This window comes from Roseibium suaedae (assembly GCF_900142725.1).
GTDB lineage: Bacteria > Pseudomonadota > Alphaproteobacteria > Rhizobiales > Stappiaceae > Roseibium > Roseibium suaedae.
In genome coordinates, this window is the sequence record NZ_FRBW01000003.1 from 564,091 (window position 1) to 580,262 (window position 16,172).

The window sequence follows — 16,172 nt, forward strand, 5'->3', positions numbered from 1 at the left end:
ACCGCCGAAACCCGGCTCACCGGACGGCGGGACAGACCGCAGGAGTTATTCCCATGCAAGTTATCCTTCTCGAGCGTATCGCTAAGCTCGGCCAGATGGGCGACACCGTCCGCGTTCGCGACGGCTTTGCCCGTAACTTCCTTCTGCCGCAGGGCAAGGCGCTGCGCGCCAACAAGGCAAACCTGGCCAAGTTCGAAGCAGAGCGCGCTCAGCTCGAAGCCCGTAACCTGGAACGCCGTCAGGACGCTGAAGCCGTTGCCGCCAAGATGGAAGGTCAGAGCCTGACCATGATCCGTTCTGCTGGTGAAACCGGTCAGCTTTACGGCTCCGTCGCGACCCGTGACATTGCTGACGGCCTGACCGCCGCTGGCTTCTCCGTCGTCCGCAGCCAGGTTGAACTGCGCTCCCCGATCAAGACCATTGGTCTGCATTCGGTTGCCATCTCCCTGCACCCGGAAGTCGAAGTGACCGTGACCGTCAACGTCGCACGCTCCGAAGACGAAGCTGTCCGTCAGGCAGCTGGTGAAGACCTCACCGCACCGGAACAGGATATCTTTGAATTCGAAGCCGACGAAGAAGAAGGCGACGAAGGCGAAGAAACCGAAGCTCAGGAAGAAACCGAAGAGTAATCCTCTTCCGGGTCCTTCCCGCTTTTTGAAAACGGCGTCCCTCGGGGCGCCGTTTTTGTTTGCACGCCTGACTTTCAGGCAAGCCGGCACCTGAAGATGGTGCCCTGCCCTGCTTGACCGCTCTTGCCCGGGGCAGGCCGTCTCCTCATTTTCCCGAAATACAAGTCTTGACCGGCGTTTTTCCGGCTTAGTTGTTTCGGGGCCCCGGCCACTGTGGTTTTGGCGCCATTTCAAGGCTTGCCTTGCTCTTGCCCCGAAATGAATGCATTAATTTTCATTAACTTTTTCAAGCGCTAAGCCGATAAGGGTTGTGAGTCCGTTTCTGCCTTCCCCGTCAAGCGCTTGCTGTTTTTTTTCCCTATGAATCCCTTCTGCTGGGGGAATCGATGATAGCTTTATTCAAGCCTTGAAGACGGGACCGGGATGAGAGAAGACCATCAGGCAAGCGGACAACGGGGGTCTCCATGAAAGGCAAACTGCAGTCAGTCGAAACAGAAGAAGCAGCACTTCGTCTGGCACCACATAATGCAGAAGCCGAGCGTCAGCTCCTCGGTGCGATTCTGGTCAACAATGAAACCTATTACCGGGTCTCGGATTTTCTGGAGCCGCATCATTTCTTCGTGCCCCAGCATCAGGAGATCTATGAGAAGGTCGGCCAGCTGATCCGGGCCGGCAAGACCGCCTCGCCGATCACGCTGAAGACCTTCTACCCGGCCGACGCCAAGATCGCGGATCTGAGCGCGACGCAGTTCCTGCTGCGCCTTGCCGCCGATGCCGCATCGATCATCAACGCCGAAGACTACGGCCGGACCATCTATGACCTTGCCATCCGCCGGAATCTGATCCGCATCGGCGAAGACATGGTCAACATCGCCTATGACGCGCCGATCGACGTGCCGCCTGCCCAGCAGATCGACGATGCGGAACGGCGCCTGTTCGAACTGGCCGAAACCGGCCGTCAGGAAGGCGGGTTCGTCAGCTTCGGCGACGCTCTGACCCAGACCATCGAAATGGCCCATGCGGCCTGGAACCGTGAAGGGGCGCTCTCGGGCATTTCCTCAGGGCTGCGCGACCTCGACAAGCTGATGGGTGGCCTGCAGCATTCGGACTTGATCGTGCTCGCCGGACGTCCCGCCATGGGCAAGACCTCTCTGGTGACCAACATCGCCTATAACGTGGCCGAGGCCTATATGGCCGAGGAGCAGCCGGATGGGAGCCTGAAGACCAGGAACGGCGGTGTCGTCGGCTTCTTCTCGCTGGAAATGTCCGCCGAACAGCTGGCCACCCGTATCATTTCCGAGCAGGCGGAAATCTCCTCGTCCAAGATCCGCCGCGGCGACATCACGGAGCAGGAATTCGAGCGCCTTGCCGCAGCTGCCCAGCACATGCAGACCGTGCCGCTGCACGTCGACCAGACCGGTGGCATTTCCATCGCGTCTCTCGTTGCCCGTGCCCGCCGTCTGAAGCGCCAGCGCGGCCTCGACCTGATCATCGTCGACTATATTCAGCTTCTGTCCGGCTCTTCCAAGAACAGCGGCAACCGCGTGCAGGAAATCACGGAAATCACCACCGGCCTGAAGGCTTTGGCAAAGGAACTCAACGTTCCGATCATCGCCCTGTCACAGCTCTCCCGTCAGGTGGAATCACGCGATGACAAGCGCCCGCAGCTCTCCGACCTTCGTGAATCGGGCTCGATCGAGCAGGACGCGGACGTGGTGATGTTCGTCTATCGTGACGAATATTATCTCGGGAAGACCGAGCCGGAAGAAGGCACGCCGGAACATGAAGTCTGGCGCGACAAGCTGGAGCGCGTGAAAGGCAAGGCGGAAGTCATCATCGCCAAGCAGCGCCACGGCCCGACAGGCACCGTGAACCTGCACTTCGAAGGCCAGTACACCCGCTTCTCGGATCTGGCCCAGGACGAATATATGCCCGAGCGGCACGAGTAAGCCGCTCACAAGGGCGAGCAGCCCCTTTTCCAAAAAGTGCCGGCGCTTCCTGCAAGGCGGTTTTCCCGATAACCGCGCCGGTGGCTTTGCCCCGGTCTTCGGATATCGCCTGCCACGTATCGGCCGGATTTCCCTGGAGATGCTCGCCCCGACATCACAAACATGCCAGACGGGCTGATCGAGCGCGGCTCGTTTGTGGAAATGCTTGGACCCAATGTTGCGGCCTGCGACCTGGCAGCCTATGCCGAGACCATCGATTACGAGTATCTGACGGGGCTTGGCGGGCGCTATCACCGCCGCTATCAGCCCTTGCCGGATGCACACCCGGCGGCACTTGCCGCCTCCCCGACCTGACCCGACAGGAGCCCCGCCGACATGGCACGCAGATCCACCAGTTTCGTCTGCCAGTCCTGCGGGGCGGTTTACGCCAAGTGGGCAGGACGCTGCGAATCCTGCGGCGAGTGGAATTCCATCGTCGAGGAACAGACCGGCGGCGGTGTCGGCGGCGGACCAGGCAAGGCCAAGACCAACCGGGGCCGGGTCATTCAGCTTGTCGGCCTTGAAGGCGATGCCAAGGAACCTCAGCGCATCAAGAGCGGCGTTGCGGAACTGGACCGGGTAACCGGTGGCGGTTTCGTGCGCGGATCCGCACTGCTCGTCGGCGGGGACCCGGGCATCGGCAAGTCAACATTGCTCATTCAGGCCGCCGCAGCTCTCGCAAGGCTAGGCCATTCCGCCGTCTATATCTCAGGCGAAGAAGCCATTGGCCAGGTTCGCCTGCGGGCCGAACGGCTTGGCCTCTCCCAGGCACCGGTGGCGCTTGCAGCCGAAACCAGCGTCGAGGACATCCTCGCGACGCTGGAAGCGGGCCAGCCCCCGGCCCTGCTCATTCTCGATTCGATCCAGACGCTCTGGACCGATCAGGTGGAAAGTCCTCCCGGCACGGTGACACAGGTTCGCGCCTCGGCGCAGGCCATGGTCCGCTATGCCAAGAAACATGGCACCACGCTCGTGCTCGTCGGTCACGTCACCAAGGATGGCCAGATCGCCGGCCCCCGCGTGGTCGAGCATATGGTCGATGCGGTGCTTTATTTTGAAGGCGATGGCGCTCACCAGTACCGGATCCTGCGCTCGGTCAAGAACCGCTTCGGCGCAACCGACGAGATCGGCGTCTTCGAAATGACCGGCCTTGGACTTGCCGAGGTGGCAAATCCTTCGGCCCTTTTCCTGGGCGAGCGGGCGGCCAACTCGCCGGGCGCTGCCGTCTTTGCCGGGCTTGAAGGCTCGCGCCCCCTCCTGATCGAGATCCAGGCGCTGGTGGCCCCCTCAACGCTCGGCACGCCGCGCCGTGCCGTCATCGGCTGGGACTCAGCCCGCCTCTCCATGATCTTGGCGGTGCTGGAAGCGCGCTGCGGCGTGCGCTTTTCCCAGCACGACGTCTATCTGAATGTCGCAGGTGGCCTGAAGATCAACGAGCCGGGCGCCGATCTTGCCGTCGCGGCTGCCCTCGTCTCATCACTCAGCGGGCTTGCCCTTCCGGCCAATTGCGTCTATTTCGGCGAGGTCAGCCTGTCAGGGGCTGTCCGGCCGGTTGCTCAGGCGCAATCACGGCTGAAAGAGGCGCAGAAACTGGGCTTCGACAAGGCATTCTGTCCCCAGGGCAACCTGAAGGATGGAAGCAAAACGGAATTCGCGGCGACGGGCCTGTCCGAGCTGGGAGAGCTGATCGCCAAAATTACTGCCGGAACCGCCACCCGGGACAGGGCCAGAGGCGGACCGGACTGATGACAGGACACAGCCCGGCCATTGACCGCACGGGCACCCTGCCAGGACGAAGGACCAAAGGTTAAGATGCCGATCACGCTGCTCGACGGAATTCTGCTCGTCATCATGCTCATTTCGGCGGGTCTTGCCATGATCCGCGGCTTTGTCCGCGAAGTGCTGTCCATCGCCTCCTGGATCGCGGCAGCCGCTGCCGCCTTCTTCCTTTATGGCAAGGTTCTGCCCTACGCGAAGATGTATATCGACCATCCGCTGGTCGCCCTTGGCGCATCTGTTGCCGGTGTCTTCCTGATCACCCTGCTGATCGTCAGCTACATCACCATGCGCTTTTCGGATTTCATCCTGGACAGCCGCATCGGCGCGCTCGACCGGACCCTCGGCTTCGTCTTTGGCGCGGCCCGTGGCATGCTGCTGGTCGTCGTTGCGATGATGTTCTTCAACTGGTTCGTGACGCCGGAGCAGCAGCCGAACTGGGTGCTGCAAGCAAAATCGCGTGATCTGCTGATCTCCGTGGGCGAAAAGATCGTATCTGTCCTTCCCGAGGATCCGGAAAAGGAAATCCTCGACCGGCTGCGCGCCAAGAAAGCCGGAACCGGCAACCCAGCCGGGGAATCCGACGACACCGGCTACAGCGCCTCCGAGCGCAGCGGTATCGATCAGCTTACGAACTCAGGCGGCAACTGAGATATTTAGCCCGCCACACTGGCGGGTCTCTCAAAACTAAGGAGCTTCGCCATGACCGGCGGAACCGACATGTTCGAGCCATTTGATCCCTATGCGGACCGGCTCCGTGAAGAATGCGGCGTCTTCGGCGTCCTTGGCCACGAGGATGCAAGCGCGCTGACGGCTCTCGGCCTTCATGCCCTGCAGCACCGCGGACAGGAAGCAGCCGGTATCGTGACGCTGGACAAGGATCAGTTCCGGGCGGAACGCCACCTTGGCCTCGTCGGCGATCACTTCTCAAATGCCGACACGATCTCCCGCCTTCCGGGCATGGCCGCTGTCGGCCACGTGCGCTACTCCACCACCGGCGAGCCGGCGCTGCGCAACGTGCAGCCGCTCTTTGCCGAACTCTCCGGCGGCGGCTTTGCGATCTGCCACAACGGCAACTTCACCAACGCGCTGACCCTGCGCAAGCAGCTGATCGAAGACGGCGCGATCTGCCAGTCCACATCGGATTCCGAAGTGGTCCTGCAGCTGGTTGCCCGCTCGCGTGAAAAGAAGATCGTCGACCGTTTCATCGACGCCATCCGCCAGATGGAAGGCGCCTATGCCTTGGTCGCGCTGACCAACAAGAAGCTGATCGGCGCCCGTGACCCGCTGGGCATCCGGCCGCTGGTCCTGGGTGACCTCAACGGCGCTCCGATCCTCGCGTCCGAAACCTGTGCGCTGGACATCATCGGCGCGACCTTCATCCGCGAGATCGAGAACGGCGAAGTCATCGTCTGCACCCCGAGCGGAATTGAATCCTTCTTCCCGTTCGGCCGCAAGCCGGCCCGTCCGTGCATCTTCGAATATATCTATTTTGCCCGTCCGGACTCTATCGTCGGCGGCCGCAGCGTCTATGACGTGCGCCGCGAGATGGGCCGTCAGCTGGCGCGCGAGTCCCATGTGGACAGCGACGTGATCGTTCCGGTTCCCGACAGCGGCGTACCGGCCGCCATCGGCTACAGCCAGGAAAGCGGCGTTCCCTTCGAGCTGGGCATCATCCGCAACCACTATGTGGGCCGGACCTTCATCGAGCCGACCCAGCAGATCCGGACCCTCGGCGTCAAACTCAAGCATTCGGCCAACAAGGCAATCATCCAGGGCAAGCGCGTCACCCTGATCGATGACAGCCTCGTGCGCGGCACCACCTCGGTGAAGATCGTGCAGATGATCCGCGATGCAGGGGCAACGGAAGTCCACTTCCGCCTCGCCTCCCCGCCGATCCGCTTCTCCGACTATTACGGCATCGACACGCCGGTGCGCGAGAAGCTGCTGGCCGCAAAGTACAGCCTCGAGGAAATGCGCACCTACATCGGTGCGGACAGCCTCGCCTTCGTTTCCGTCGATGGCATCTACAAGGCCATGGGCTATGAAGGCCGTGACAACGCCAATCCGCAGTTCACCGATCACTGCTTCACCGGCGACTATCCGACGCCGCTGACGGACCTTTCCGAAGATCAGGAACTGGCCCGGACCCCGCGTCTGGTGGAAGTACGGTAAGGGCCAAGCAGCATGAGCAAGGAACTGGAAGGGCGGGTCGCCCTGGTTACTGGTGCGCCCCGCGGCATCGGCTATCAGCTGGCCAAGGAACTGGCGGCCCGCGGCGCCCATGTGATCGCCGTCGGCCGGACGGTCGGCGCTCTGGAAGAGCTGGACGACGAAATCCAGGCCGCTGGAGGCCAGGCAACGCTGGTGCCTCTGGATATCACCGACTATGACGCCCTGGACCGTCTTGGCGCTGCAATCTTCGAGCGCTGGAAGAAGCTTGACATCCTGGTCGGCAATGCCGCCCAGTTCGGCACCCTGTCCCCGCTTGGCCATATCGGCATCAAGGACTTCGACAAGGTCATGGCGACCGCGATCACCGCCAACTGGCGCCTGATCCGGTCTCTGGATCCCTTGCTGCGTCAGTCGGACGCCCCGCGCGTGGTGTTCATGACCACCTCGCATGTGCGCGACTGCACCCCGTTCTGGGGGCTCCAGTCGGTCTCCAAGGCTGGTCTCGAGGCTCTGGCACGCACCTATGCCCATGAGATGCAGAACAGCCCCCTGAGGGTGAACCTGTTCGATCCGGGTCCGGTCCGCACCGGCTTCCGCGCCAAGGCCATGCCGGGCGAAGACGCCTCCAAGCTGCCGCATCCCTCTGAAGTGGTGCCGGATATCCTGAAGCTGCTCTCTGCCGACCTGACAGAGACCGGCATGCTCTACGACCGCCTGGAAGGCACCTTCAAGGCGGTCTGAGCCAGAACGGCCAGCAAGACACCAAAAAGGCGCCCGCTGCCATCAGCGGGCGCCTTTTTCGTTTTGACGTCCCACGACGCCGCTAACTTTCTCCGCGCCGTCCTAGCCTCGAGCCGGAACCTGCCATTTTCAACAGCATGAACGGCGGGGAGATCCCGGATCTGCGCTACGCTCCGTCTGGGAAGGTGCGGTGGATGGGATCCCGCGACCGGAGTCTTACGGCCCTTACGAGAAGGACGAATCCGCGATGGTCTTTGCTGCGTCATAGATGCCCGGGCCGCCGCAGACGATGCGGGTGCCGACATCGAGAGACTTGTCGACGTCGAAAGGCTCGACCTTGCCGCCAGCTTCCTCGATCATCAGCAGGCCCGCCAGACAGTCCCAGGCGTTCATGTGCGGCTCGATATAGCCGATCAGGCGTCCGGCTGCCGTATAGGCCAGCATGAGCCCGCCAGAGGCATTGCGGAAGAAGACACCACCGGCTGCCAGAAGCTGGGAAACGCATTCGACGACATCCGCCGGCTTGGTACGGCCGTTGAAGCCGACGCCCAGCGACCCGCGGGAGAGGCTGTCGCTGTCCGAAACGCTGATCGGACGGTCTCCCAGGAACGCGCCCTTGCCGCGCAGGGCATGGAAGGTTTCCCCGGCGACCGGATCATGAATGACGCCGATGACCGTCTCGCCCTGATAGACACAGGCGATGATCACACACCACTGCGGGATGCCAGCAACGAAATTGGCGGTGCCGTCGATCGGATCGATCACCCAGGTGTAGCCGCTCGTTCCGGCAATGCGGCCGTGCTCTTCCCCGAGGATGCCATCATCCGGAAACACTTTCGCCAGCTCGTCGCGCACCAGGGTTTCCACGTCGCGGTCGGCCTCGGATACCATGTCCTGGTGCCCCTTGGAGGTCACCGTCAGGGTTTCAAGACGGCGGAAATAGCTCACGCCAAGTTCACCGGCCTTCTTGGCAAGGGCAACGGCGAACTCGTACCGGTCTGCGGACATTTTCAATCTCCCATGTGAACAGCAAAGTGCTTCAGAACAGCTGGAACCCGGCGGGGGACCTCGCAAGCCTGCGAGGGATGCCGGTCCTTACAAAGTTGAGGAGCTGGCCGGGGACCGGCAGCTCCTCATAAAACGTCTCGGCAATCCTACTGGATCTTCCGCTTCTTCTTCACCGCATAAGGGTTGTCACCCTTGCGGTAGGAGAAACGGATCGGCGTGCCGTGAATATTGAAGGTCTGGCGCAGGGAATTGACCAGATAGCGGGTATAGCTTTCCGGCAATTCCTCAGGACGCGAGGCAAAGGCCACGAAATGCGGCGGACGGGTCTTGGCCTGGGTCATGTAGCGCAGGCGCACGCGGCGTCCTCCGACGGCCGGCGGCGCGTGATTGACCGTGACCTTGTCCAACCAGCGGTTCAGCTTGGCGGTGGAAACGCGGCTGTTCCAGGCTTCATAGGCCGTGAACACGCTTTCCAGCATGCGGTCGACGCCCTGGCCCTGAATGCCCGACAGCGTCGCGATCTGCACGCCGCGGATCTGGTTCAGATAGCGGTCATTGGCATCCTTGATCAGCTTCCAGGCAGCTTCCCGGTCCTCGATCAGGTCCCACTTGTTGATGGCGATCACAAGAGCACGGCCTTCGCGGGCCACCAGATCGATGATCTGCAGATCCTGCTTTTCGAAGGCATTGGTCGCATCCAGCGTGACGACCACGACTTCTGCAAACTTGATCGCCCGCAGGGCATCTGCAACAGACAGCTTTTCCAGCTTCTCCTGCACGCGCGCCTTGCGGCGGATACCGGCGGTGTCAAACAGCTTGATATGATGGTCACGCCAGACCCAGTCGACCGAGATGGAATCGCGCGTGATGCCCGCTTCAGGACCGGTCAGCATCCGGTCCTCACCCAGAAGGGTGTTGATCAGGGTCGACTTGCCCGCATTCGGACGTCCGACGATGGCAACGCGCAGCGGACGGTCTTCCGTACCGACCGGCTCGTCTTCGTCCAGAAGCTCGCCATCCTCGTCAACGGCCAGATCCGTGCGCGCCTCTTCCGTGGCGGCCAGCTCTTCCTCTTCCACCCGCTCCACATGGGGCAGCAGGGCGTCATAGAGATCGGCAAGGCCTTCGCCATGCTCGGCGGAGATGGCGATCGGCTCGCCCAGTCCCAGGGAAAAGGCTTCATACAGACCGGACATGCCCGCCTTGCCTTCGGCCTTGTTGGCCAGAAGGATCACCGGCGTGGTGGTCTTGCGGGCAACGGCGGCAAAGTGGGAATCGAGCGGCGTGACGCCAGCGCGGGCATCGATCACGAACAGAACCGCATCGGCCTCGTTGATCGCTTCCTCGGTCTGCTTGCGCATGCGGCCTTCAAGGGAAGAGGCATCCGCGTCTTCAAGACCTGCCGTGTCGACGATGGTGAAGCGCAGGTCGCCAAGACGCGCTTCTCCCGGCCGGCGGTCGCGGGTGACGCCGGGCGTGTCGTCGACGAGCGCAAGGCGCTTGCCGACGAGACGATTGAAAAGGGTGGACTTGCCGACGTTCGGCCGTCCGATAATGGCGACGGTTGCGCCCACGGTGTGTACTCCTGACAGGCCGCGCTGACCGGCTGTCCGGTCAGTTGAAGGCGGCGACTGCGTCCGATCCGTCCAATACAATCATACGGCCGCCGGCGATAATCGGCGTCACGTAAACATCGGTCTTCACGTCGCTGGTGCTCATGATCTGGCCGGAGGTTGCATCAACCTTCGCAAGCCGTCCGTCGCTGGATACAGCGATAAGCACCCCGTTCGCAAGGACCGGACCGGCCCAATTGCGCCGCTGCTTCTTTTTTTCCGGCTTCGGAAGCTGTGCAGACCACAAAGTATCGCCAGTTTTACGGTCCAGAGCGACCATCCGGTCTTCCAGATCCACCAGGAACAGGGCCGAACCGGAGACGACCGGCGTATGCACTGCGCCAATATCCTTGTCCCAGACGCGCTGTCCGGTCTTCAGGGAGGTGGCGATGGTGCGGCCTGCAACGCCCGTTGCGTAGACGGTTCCGTCGGCGACAACCGGGCTTGCGGACACATCGGACAGACCGGAGACTGCGAAGGTACGGAAGCCACGGGCAACCGCATCGATCCAGACCGGCTCACCCTTCTTGACGTCGAGGGCCATGACTTCGCCGGCAGAGGTCGGCACGATCACGCGGCCACCGGACACGGCTGGGCTTGCTGCACTCAGCACGCCAGCGCTTTCGCTGATCCCGGCGTAGTTCCAGGCCTCGGTGCCATCGGATTCATTGAGGGCATAGACCTCGTTGGAATCGGTGACGGTGAAGACAAGACCGTTGCTGGCGACAGGTGCACCGCGCGCAGGCGTGCCAAGCGCTCCCGTCCAGATGACCTGACCGGACGAGGCATCAAGCGCCACCACCTGGCTGTAGCCGGTGGACACATAGACACGGTTTCCGGAAACGGTCACACCACCGCCAGGCGCAACGTCCTTCTCGCCTTCCGGACGAAGGGACCGGGTCCAGACGCGGGCACCGCCCGTGCTGAGCGCGATCACGTCGCCATTCGGCTTGTAGACATAAATGCGGCTGCCATCGCTGACCGGACGGGCAGACGTGCGTAGAGCGTCGGATGTGAAGCTGCCACCGGAAGCGCCGATGTTCGCCCGCCAAATGCGGCCGCCGGAAATATTGGCGGCAACATTGCCCGGATCATTGGTCACGCTGCCGCCCGCAGTCGGCCAGGACTGACCGCCGGAAGCGCCGCCGATCTTGGCGGTGCGGGCCTGGGCAACGGCTGCCGGATCGGCGCCATCAAACACAGGCTGGCGGTCGCCCTGAAGGACCTTTTCCTTGGAGAAGGGATTGATGCTGTCGGAGAACTCCGAAACGCTGCTGCAGGCGCTCATCATCAGAGACAGGGCAAGCACCCCGCAGACGGGCTGCCAGCGGCGATCTTTGCGGATGTGGCTCACTGCTTTGTTCCTTCAGAAGAGTCTGCTGTTTCACCGGCATTGCCGCTGTCTGCGGAAATGACGTCGCTCAGGATCGCGACCCGGCGGGAAATATCGGAGGGCGTGCCCGTGTCTTCTTCGATCATGGAGATCCACTTGCGGGCAGCTTCCATGTCACCGGCTTTCCAGGCGGACAGAGCGAGGATTTCGCGGGCCCCTGCCCGGAAAGGTTCGCCGATGCCGCTCATCGGCTCAAGACGGGTTGCAACAGCGGCATAGTCGCCCGTATCGGCAGCCAAGAAGCCAGCGCGCAGCTTTGCAATGTCCTGAAGCGCGTTTTCGACCGAACCGTCCTTGGCGATGGCGTCGAAGGCGGCGATGGCCTCTTCCTTCTGGCCATTGAGAGCCAGTTCGCTGGCCTCGCGCATGCGGGCAAGAACCGGATAGCCACCTGTGGTGCCGTTGAGCTCCTGCAATTTTGCCTGAGCCGCAGCTGTATCGCCTGCCTCGGACAGTCGAACGGCTTCATAGAAGACATCACCGGCAGCTTCGGACTTGCCCTTCTGCCAGTAGATCCAGCCGCGGTAGCCGCCGGTGCCGACAACGATCAGAACGGCGATTGCGATAACCCAGGGGCCAAGACGATCCCAAAGCCGACGGTACTTCTCCTGGCGGATGTCTTCATCGACTTCACGAAAAATATCGGACATGCGTGTCTTGTTCCTGCTTTTGCGCTTTCGATCCGCGCTTCTGGTTCGTTGCGTCCACTACGCGGCGCCCTTTTTGGCGGGCGCCACAATACCGTCTCACCCGGCGGGTGGCAAACGCCCAGCCAAGCCTCTCTTCAATGGCTTAATGGCACAAGTGAGGCAAGAACGCGGTTTCCCGCAGCCTTCAGGCCAGCCGCCCGTTGCTTACGGCAAGGCCGGGGGGAAGACAAGCACCTCCCACAGGTCCCGGCACTGCTTTTTCCTGACCGGTGCGGCAAGAATCACACAGGCAAAATGCTCAGGCTTTCCGACTCGATTCTGACCGCTAGCTCCAGCGCAACGTTCTTCGACCAAAGGTGGCTTCGCACCTGTTCACCACCATCAGCAATTCCCCGTACCAACGGTCATTCTGCCTTGGAACTGACGTCAATTGTGCTTATTTATTCCGGAGCGCTTTCCTTGGGGGCTGCCCGGGAATAGCGACAGCCATTTGGTCAAGAGTTTGTATTGTCTGACTTTTCTGAGCTATACAGACAACGGCCAGTTGTAGCGGAATAAGGAAGAGTGTGCTGGGCATGCACGCCTCCCCGCCGCCAGAAGGCACATGTGGGCAGAGGAACAGTGGTTACAATGGAAGAAGAACGCAGAGACAGTGAGCGGCGCAGAACCCTGAAGGCCGGGCGGATTGTCTTCGGCGGCCTGTCTCAGGTCTTCAATTGCACGGTCAAGAACACCAGTGATGGCGGCGCTCTTTTGTCCGTGCCCAGCACTGTCGGAGTCCCGGGCGCATTCCTGCTCTATATCGACAACGAATCCACCCGCCGCCCCGTAGAAGTCGTCTGGCGCACGGAAGACAAGCTTGGGATCCGATACATCGGACCGGCCGAAAGCACCCTGCGGCGCAGTTTCTGAGGCAGATTAGGCCCAGCCCTCCACCAGACCTCATGGTCCGGCCTTTCCCAAGATTGGGAGACGTTAAGGCAGAACTCGCCGAAACGCCTTCACACACCCCACAAATTCGTGCGTGCCCCCTCACCTCCCCCGGAGACCGGGAGAGGCCGGCGCAAGGCGCCGGATGAGGGTCGGTTTTTAGCGCAGCATGGCCTGCGCATCTTCCTTGGACAGCGCCGCCGGACGCTCGCAAGGCGTTTCGATCTCGACGAAAGAGCCGGTCTCACCGGACTTCAGGATCGAGCACATCACGTCAACAGCATGAAGCGCCCGGTCGAGCGAGCAGCGGTAGTCGCTGCCGGTCGAGATGGACTGGACCATGTCCGCCAGACCCGCGGCCCGGTAATTGGCAAACTTCCGGCCATTGTGCTCCTGATTGATGATGCCAAAGGGATGGCCATCATCGGCCAGGGTTTCGGCCACACCATCACGGCCCGTCAGGATCACGTCCCCGCCGAAGAAGTTCGGATCCGGCACATAGAGTGAGCCTTCCGTGCCATAGAGCTCCATGTTCTGGTGCTTGTGCGCCCAGACATCCCAACTCGCCGACAGGGTGATGGTCGCGCCGTTCACAAACTCAAGCAGCGCATGAATGTTGGTCGGAGTCTTGACCGGAATTTCCTCGCCCGCTCTCGGCTGGCTGGAAATGGTCCGCGTCGGTGTCGCCATGGAGGTCAGGGCTGCCACCCGCTTCACCGGCCCGACCAGATTGACCAGATTAGCGATGTAATAGGGCCCGAGATCCAGGATCGGACCGCCGCCCGGCAGGAAGAAGAAATCCGGGTTTGGATGCCAATGTTCCATGCCGTGGCTCATGACATGGCAGGTGCCCGCCGTGATCTTGCCGATCCGGCCCTCGTCAATGGCCTTGCGGGCGCGCTGATGCGCCCCGCCCATGAACGTGTCCGGGGCAGACCCGACCTTCAGGCCCTTTTCGGCTGCCAGGGCCTGCATGGCCCTGCCCTCTTCCAGATTGAGGACCAGCGGCTTTTCCGAATAGACGTGCTTGCCAGCAGACAGGATCTCTTTGGAGACCGGCCAATGGGCATCCGGAATGGTCAGGTTGACCACCACATCAATGTCATCGGCCAGAAGAAGGTCGTGGACGGTCATCGCCCGAACACCGAACTCTTCGCCTCTGGCCTGTGCCGCCCCCCGATTGAGATCCGCGCAGCCGCGGATCTCAACGCCCTTGAACAGGGGAGCGAACTTGAAATAGGTCGTCGAGATATTGCCGCATCCGATGATGCCGACGCCAAGTGTTTCACTCATCTTGCTTAAACCTTACCAGGCCTTGGTTGCGCTGATGGAGCGAGCCGCAAAGCGGTCGCAATCATTCGGCTTGTCGTGTTCCATGACAAAGATCGACGCCTTGGTGCCCTTCAGTGCATCCATGATGCCCTTCCAGTCCATGGTGCCGTGACCGACGTCCGCCCAGCCGTCCTCATCCGTATTTTCGCCGCTCGGAGCGATGTCCTTGACGTGGACTGCCGTGATCCGCGAGCCGTAGCGCTTGATCCAGGCGATCGGATCCGCACCGCCGCGCACGACCCAGGCGATATCCGCCTCCCAGCTGATGGAGGGAGCCGTTTCAAGGATGATCTCCATGGGCAGCTTGCCATCGGCCAGAGCGACAAATTCGAAATCGTGGTTGTGCCAGCCGAAGTCGTAGCCATGGGCGCTGTAGCGGGCATGAAGCGCTTCCAGGCGCTTGGCAAAGGCTTCCCAGCCCGCGCTGTCCGACGGACGGTCCGCCGGCATGATATAGGGGCAATAGATCGCCTTCATGCCAAGCGTCTTGGCAATGTCGAGCACCTTCTCCTCGTTGTTTTCCAGAAGGTCGAGCGAGAAATGGCCGGACGGCATGGTGAGACCGGCAGCGTCGATGGCAGCGCGGGTGGCCGCAGCATCTTCATAGACCGGACCATAGCCTTCAACCTGCGCATATCCCGCGTCGGCAACCTTCTTCAAGGTGCCTTCGAGGGGCGGAAACTCACGGGCGCTATAGAGCTGAAAAGAAAAGGCAGTCATGTGTTTTCTCCCAAGGTGACCGGCTCACCGGCCGTCAGTTATCGTGTGAGATCCGTCCGGGACCACCGGACGGACAGATGAGGAAGCCCAGCGCCGCAAAGGGTGGGCATACCGAGGAAAGCGGCTCAGATCCGCTCCTCGGTCGAGGCATCGAAAAGGGATGCGTGGTGGAGGTCGAAGGTGACGTTGACCGCGTCGCCCGGCAGCAGCTTGACGGTGCTTTCCGTCCGCACCGACATGGCGTGGGGGCCAAGGCGCAGCCAGACCAGACTGTCTGCCCCCATGGGTTCGACCAACTCGACCACGGCGGGAAGGCTAGGGCCCGAGGTGGGTTCGCGGGTAACGGTCAGATGTTCCGGACGCACGCCAAAGACAACGTCCAGCCCGTCGCCAACCGGCCCGCCTGCCTCATAACCCGCCAGAGGCACGCTCAGTCCCTGCCCCAGATCCACCCGGGCCTGATCCCCCGTGCCAATGATGCGCCCCGGCAGGAAGTTCATCGACGGCGAGCCGATGAAGCCGGCCACGAACAGATTGACCGGGCGGTTGTAGATGGTCAGCGGCTCGTCGAGTTGCTGAATGATGCCGCCCTTCATGACCGCAATCCGGTCCGCCAGGGTCAAGGCCTCGATCTGATCGTGGGTCACATAGATCATGGTGTTCTTGAGGTTCTGGTGCAGACGCTTGAGTTCCACACGCAGTTCCGCCCGGAGCTTCGCATCCAGGTTCGACAAGGGTTCGTCGAACAGGAACACATCCACGTCCCGCACCAGGGCCCGGCCGATGGCGACACGCTGGCGCTGGCCACCGGACAGCTGCGACGGCTTGCGCTTCAGAAGAGGCTGGATCTGAAGTATCTCTGAGGCCCGGGCAATGCGGCGGGCAATCTCGTCCTTGGGAACACCGGCGATCTGCAGACCGAAGGACAGGTTCTTTTCGACCGTCATCTGCGGATAGAGCGCATAGGACTGGAACACCATGCCGATGCCCCGGTCCTTGGGTTCTTCCCAGGTGACATTCTTGCCCGAGATGAAGATCTGGCCATCGGAAATATCCAGCAGGCCGGCAATGCAATTGAGCAGCGTGGACTTGCCACAGCCGGACGGCCCCAGCAGCACGAGAAACTCGCCTTCGCTGATGTCGAGGTTCAGCGTGCGCAAAACCTCAAGGGAGCCAAACTTCAAGGTGAGGTCGCGGACGGATACGCTTGTCATGGC

The 16,172-nt window shown here is 61.9% G+C and carries 15 protein-coding genes; 8 read left to right on the forward strand and 7 right to left on the reverse strand.

The window, feature by feature from the left end:
• The first annotated feature begins 53 nt into the window (after window positions 1–53).
• The 7 genes from rplI (at window position 54) to BUA94_RS15990 (ending at window position 7,309) form a co-directional block, all read left to right on the forward strand.
• Window positions 54–629 (forward strand): 50S ribosomal protein L9, encoded by a 576-nt coding sequence (gene rplI / locus BUA94_RS15960; RefSeq protein ID WP_073014297.1) that lies wholly within the window; start codon window positions 54–56, stop codon window positions 627–629.
• Between the two features lie 464 nt (window positions 630–1,093).
• A complete protein-coding gene (locus tag BUA94_RS15965) occupies window positions 1,094–2,578 on the forward strand; it encodes a replicative DNA helicase (RefSeq protein ID WP_073014298.1) in 1,485 nt (494 codons plus the stop codon).
• Window positions 2,579–2,740: 162 nt separating this feature from the next.
• Window positions 2,741–2,932 carry a hypothetical protein gene (locus BUA94_RS15970; RefSeq protein ID WP_073014299.1) on the forward strand — a complete coding sequence of 64 codons (192 nt, stop codon included), beginning with the start codon at window positions 2,741–2,743 and terminating at the stop codon, window positions 2,930–2,932.
• Window positions 2,933–2,953: 21 nt separating this feature from the next.
• A complete protein-coding gene (radA, locus tag BUA94_RS15975) occupies window positions 2,954–4,363 on the forward strand; it encodes a DNA repair protein RadA (RefSeq protein ID WP_073014300.1) in 1,410 nt (469 codons plus the stop codon).
• A 66-nt stretch (window positions 4,364–4,429) separates the two neighbouring features.
• Window positions 4,430–5,044 (forward strand): CvpA family protein, encoded by a 615-nt coding sequence (locus BUA94_RS15980; protein ID WP_073014301.1) that lies wholly within the window; start codon window positions 4,430–4,432, stop codon window positions 5,042–5,044.
• Between the two features lie 51 nt (window positions 5,045–5,095).
• A complete protein-coding gene (purF, locus tag BUA94_RS15985; protein WP_073014302.1) occupies window positions 5,096–6,568 on the forward strand; it encodes an amidophosphoribosyltransferase in 1,473 nt (490 codons plus the stop codon).
• A gap of 12 nt (window positions 6,569–6,580) precedes the next feature.
• Window positions 6,581–7,309 carry an SDR family NAD(P)-dependent oxidoreductase gene (locus tag BUA94_RS15990; protein WP_073014303.1) on the forward strand — a complete coding sequence of 243 codons (729 nt, stop codon included), beginning with the start codon at window positions 6,581–6,583 and terminating at the stop codon, window positions 7,307–7,309.
• A 225-nt stretch (window positions 7,310–7,534) separates the two neighbouring features.
• Here the strand turns inward: BUA94_RS15990 and BUA94_RS15995 are convergent, their stop codons facing one another.
• The 4 genes from BUA94_RS15995 to BUA94_RS16010 all read right to left on the reverse strand — a co-directional run bounded on the left by BUA94_RS15995 (window position 7,535) and on the right by BUA94_RS16010 (window position 11,973).
• The gene (locus tag BUA94_RS15995; protein ID WP_073014304.1) at window positions 7,535–8,317 is read right to left on the reverse strand and encodes an inositol monophosphatase family protein; all 783 of its coding nucleotides are present in this window, start codon (window positions 8,315–8,317) and stop codon (window positions 7,535–7,537) included.
• 146 nt (window positions 8,318–8,463) lie between these two features.
• Window positions 8,464–9,891 (reverse strand): ribosome biogenesis GTPase Der, encoded by a 1,428-nt coding sequence (gene der, locus BUA94_RS16000; protein WP_073014305.1) that lies wholly within the window; start codon window positions 9,889–9,891, stop codon window positions 8,464–8,466.
• A gap of 40 nt (window positions 9,892–9,931) precedes the next feature.
• Complete coding sequence (locus BUA94_RS16005; protein WP_208980117.1) at window positions 9,932–11,284, reverse strand: outer membrane protein assembly factor BamB family protein; 1,353 nt, start codon at window positions 11,282–11,284, stop codon at window positions 9,932–9,934.
• Window positions 11,281–11,973: a tetratricopeptide repeat protein gene (locus tag BUA94_RS16010; protein ID WP_073014306.1), complete on the reverse strand. Its 693-nt coding sequence runs from the start codon at window positions 11,971–11,973 to the stop codon at window positions 11,281–11,283. The genes BUA94_RS16005 and BUA94_RS16010 overlap by 4 nt, the downstream gene beginning before the upstream one ends.
• A 630-nt stretch (window positions 11,974–12,603) precedes the next feature.
• On the opposite strand from BUA94_RS16010, the gene BUA94_RS16015 reads away from it, so the two are divergent.
• Window positions 12,604–12,885 carry a PilZ domain-containing protein gene (locus BUA94_RS16015; protein WP_073014307.1) on the forward strand — a complete coding sequence of 94 codons (282 nt, stop codon included), beginning with the start codon at window positions 12,604–12,606 and terminating at the stop codon, window positions 12,883–12,885.
• Between the two features lie 177 nt (window positions 12,886–13,062).
• Here BUA94_RS16015 and BUA94_RS16020 read toward each other — a convergent pair whose 3' ends face one another.
• From BUA94_RS16020 to BUA94_RS16030, 3 genes are all read right to left on the reverse strand, one after another.
• Window positions 13,063–14,196, reverse strand: a complete 1,134-nt coding sequence (locus BUA94_RS16020) for a Gfo/Idh/MocA family protein (RefSeq protein ID WP_073014308.1) — start codon at window positions 14,194–14,196, stop codon at window positions 13,063–13,065.
• Window positions 14,197–14,208: 12 nt separating this feature from the next.
• Entirely contained in the window at window positions 14,209–14,955 is a 747-nt protein-coding gene (locus BUA94_RS16025) for a sugar phosphate isomerase/epimerase family protein (RefSeq protein WP_073014309.1), read from the reverse strand.
• A gap of 125 nt (window positions 14,956–15,080) precedes the next feature.
• A complete protein-coding gene (locus BUA94_RS16030; RefSeq protein ID WP_073014310.1) occupies window positions 15,081–16,169 on the reverse strand; it encodes an ABC transporter ATP-binding protein in 1,089 nt (362 codons plus the stop codon).
• Between the last annotated feature and the right edge of the window lie 3 nt (window positions 16,170–16,172).

Bases quoted from the DNA above. Each gene is read 5' to 3' on its own strand.
- rplI (WP_073014297.1), top strand. From the start codon at position 54: ATGCAAGTTATCCTTCTCGAGCGTATCGCTAAGCTCGGCCAGATGGGC.
- BUA94_RS15965 (WP_073014298.1), top strand. From the start codon at position 1,094: ATGAAAGGCAAACTGCAGTCAGTCGAAACAGAAGAAGCAGCACTTCGT.
- BUA94_RS15970 (WP_073014299.1), top strand. From the start codon at position 2,741: ATGCCAGACGGGCTGATCGAGCGCGGCTCGTTTGTGGAAATGCTTGGA.
- radA (WP_073014300.1), top strand. From the start codon at position 2,954: ATGGCACGCAGATCCACCAGTTTCGTCTGCCAGTCCTGCGGGGCGGTT.
- BUA94_RS15980 (WP_073014301.1), top strand. From the start codon at position 4,430: ATGCCGATCACGCTGCTCGACGGAATTCTGCTCGTCATCATGCTCATT.
- purF (WP_073014302.1), top strand. From the start codon at position 5,096: ATGACCGGCGGAACCGACATGTTCGAGCCATTTGATCCCTATGCGGAC.
- BUA94_RS15990 (WP_073014303.1), top strand. From the start codon at position 6,581: ATGAGCAAGGAACTGGAAGGGCGGGTCGCCCTGGTTACTGGTGCGCCC.
- BUA94_RS15995 (WP_073014304.1), bottom strand. From the start codon at position 8,317: ATGTCCGCAGACCGGTACGAGTTCGCCGTTGCCCTTGCCAAGAAGGCC.
- BUA94_RS16010 (WP_073014306.1), bottom strand. From the start codon at position 11,973: ATGTCCGATATTTTTCGTGAAGTCGATGAAGACATCCGCCAGGAGAAG.
- BUA94_RS16015 (WP_073014307.1), top strand. From the start codon at position 12,604: ATGGAAGAAGAACGCAGAGACAGTGAGCGGCGCAGAACCCTGAAGGCC.
- BUA94_RS16020 (WP_073014308.1), bottom strand. From the start codon at position 14,196: ATGAGTGAAACACTTGGCGTCGGCATCATCGGATGCGGCAATATCTCG.
- BUA94_RS16025 (WP_073014309.1), bottom strand. From the start codon at position 14,955: ATGACTGCCTTTTCTTTTCAGCTCTATAGCGCCCGTGAGTTTCCGCCC.
- BUA94_RS16030 (WP_073014310.1), bottom strand. From the start codon at position 16,169: ATGACAAGCGTATCCGTCCGCGACCTCACCTTGAAGTTTGGCTCCCTT.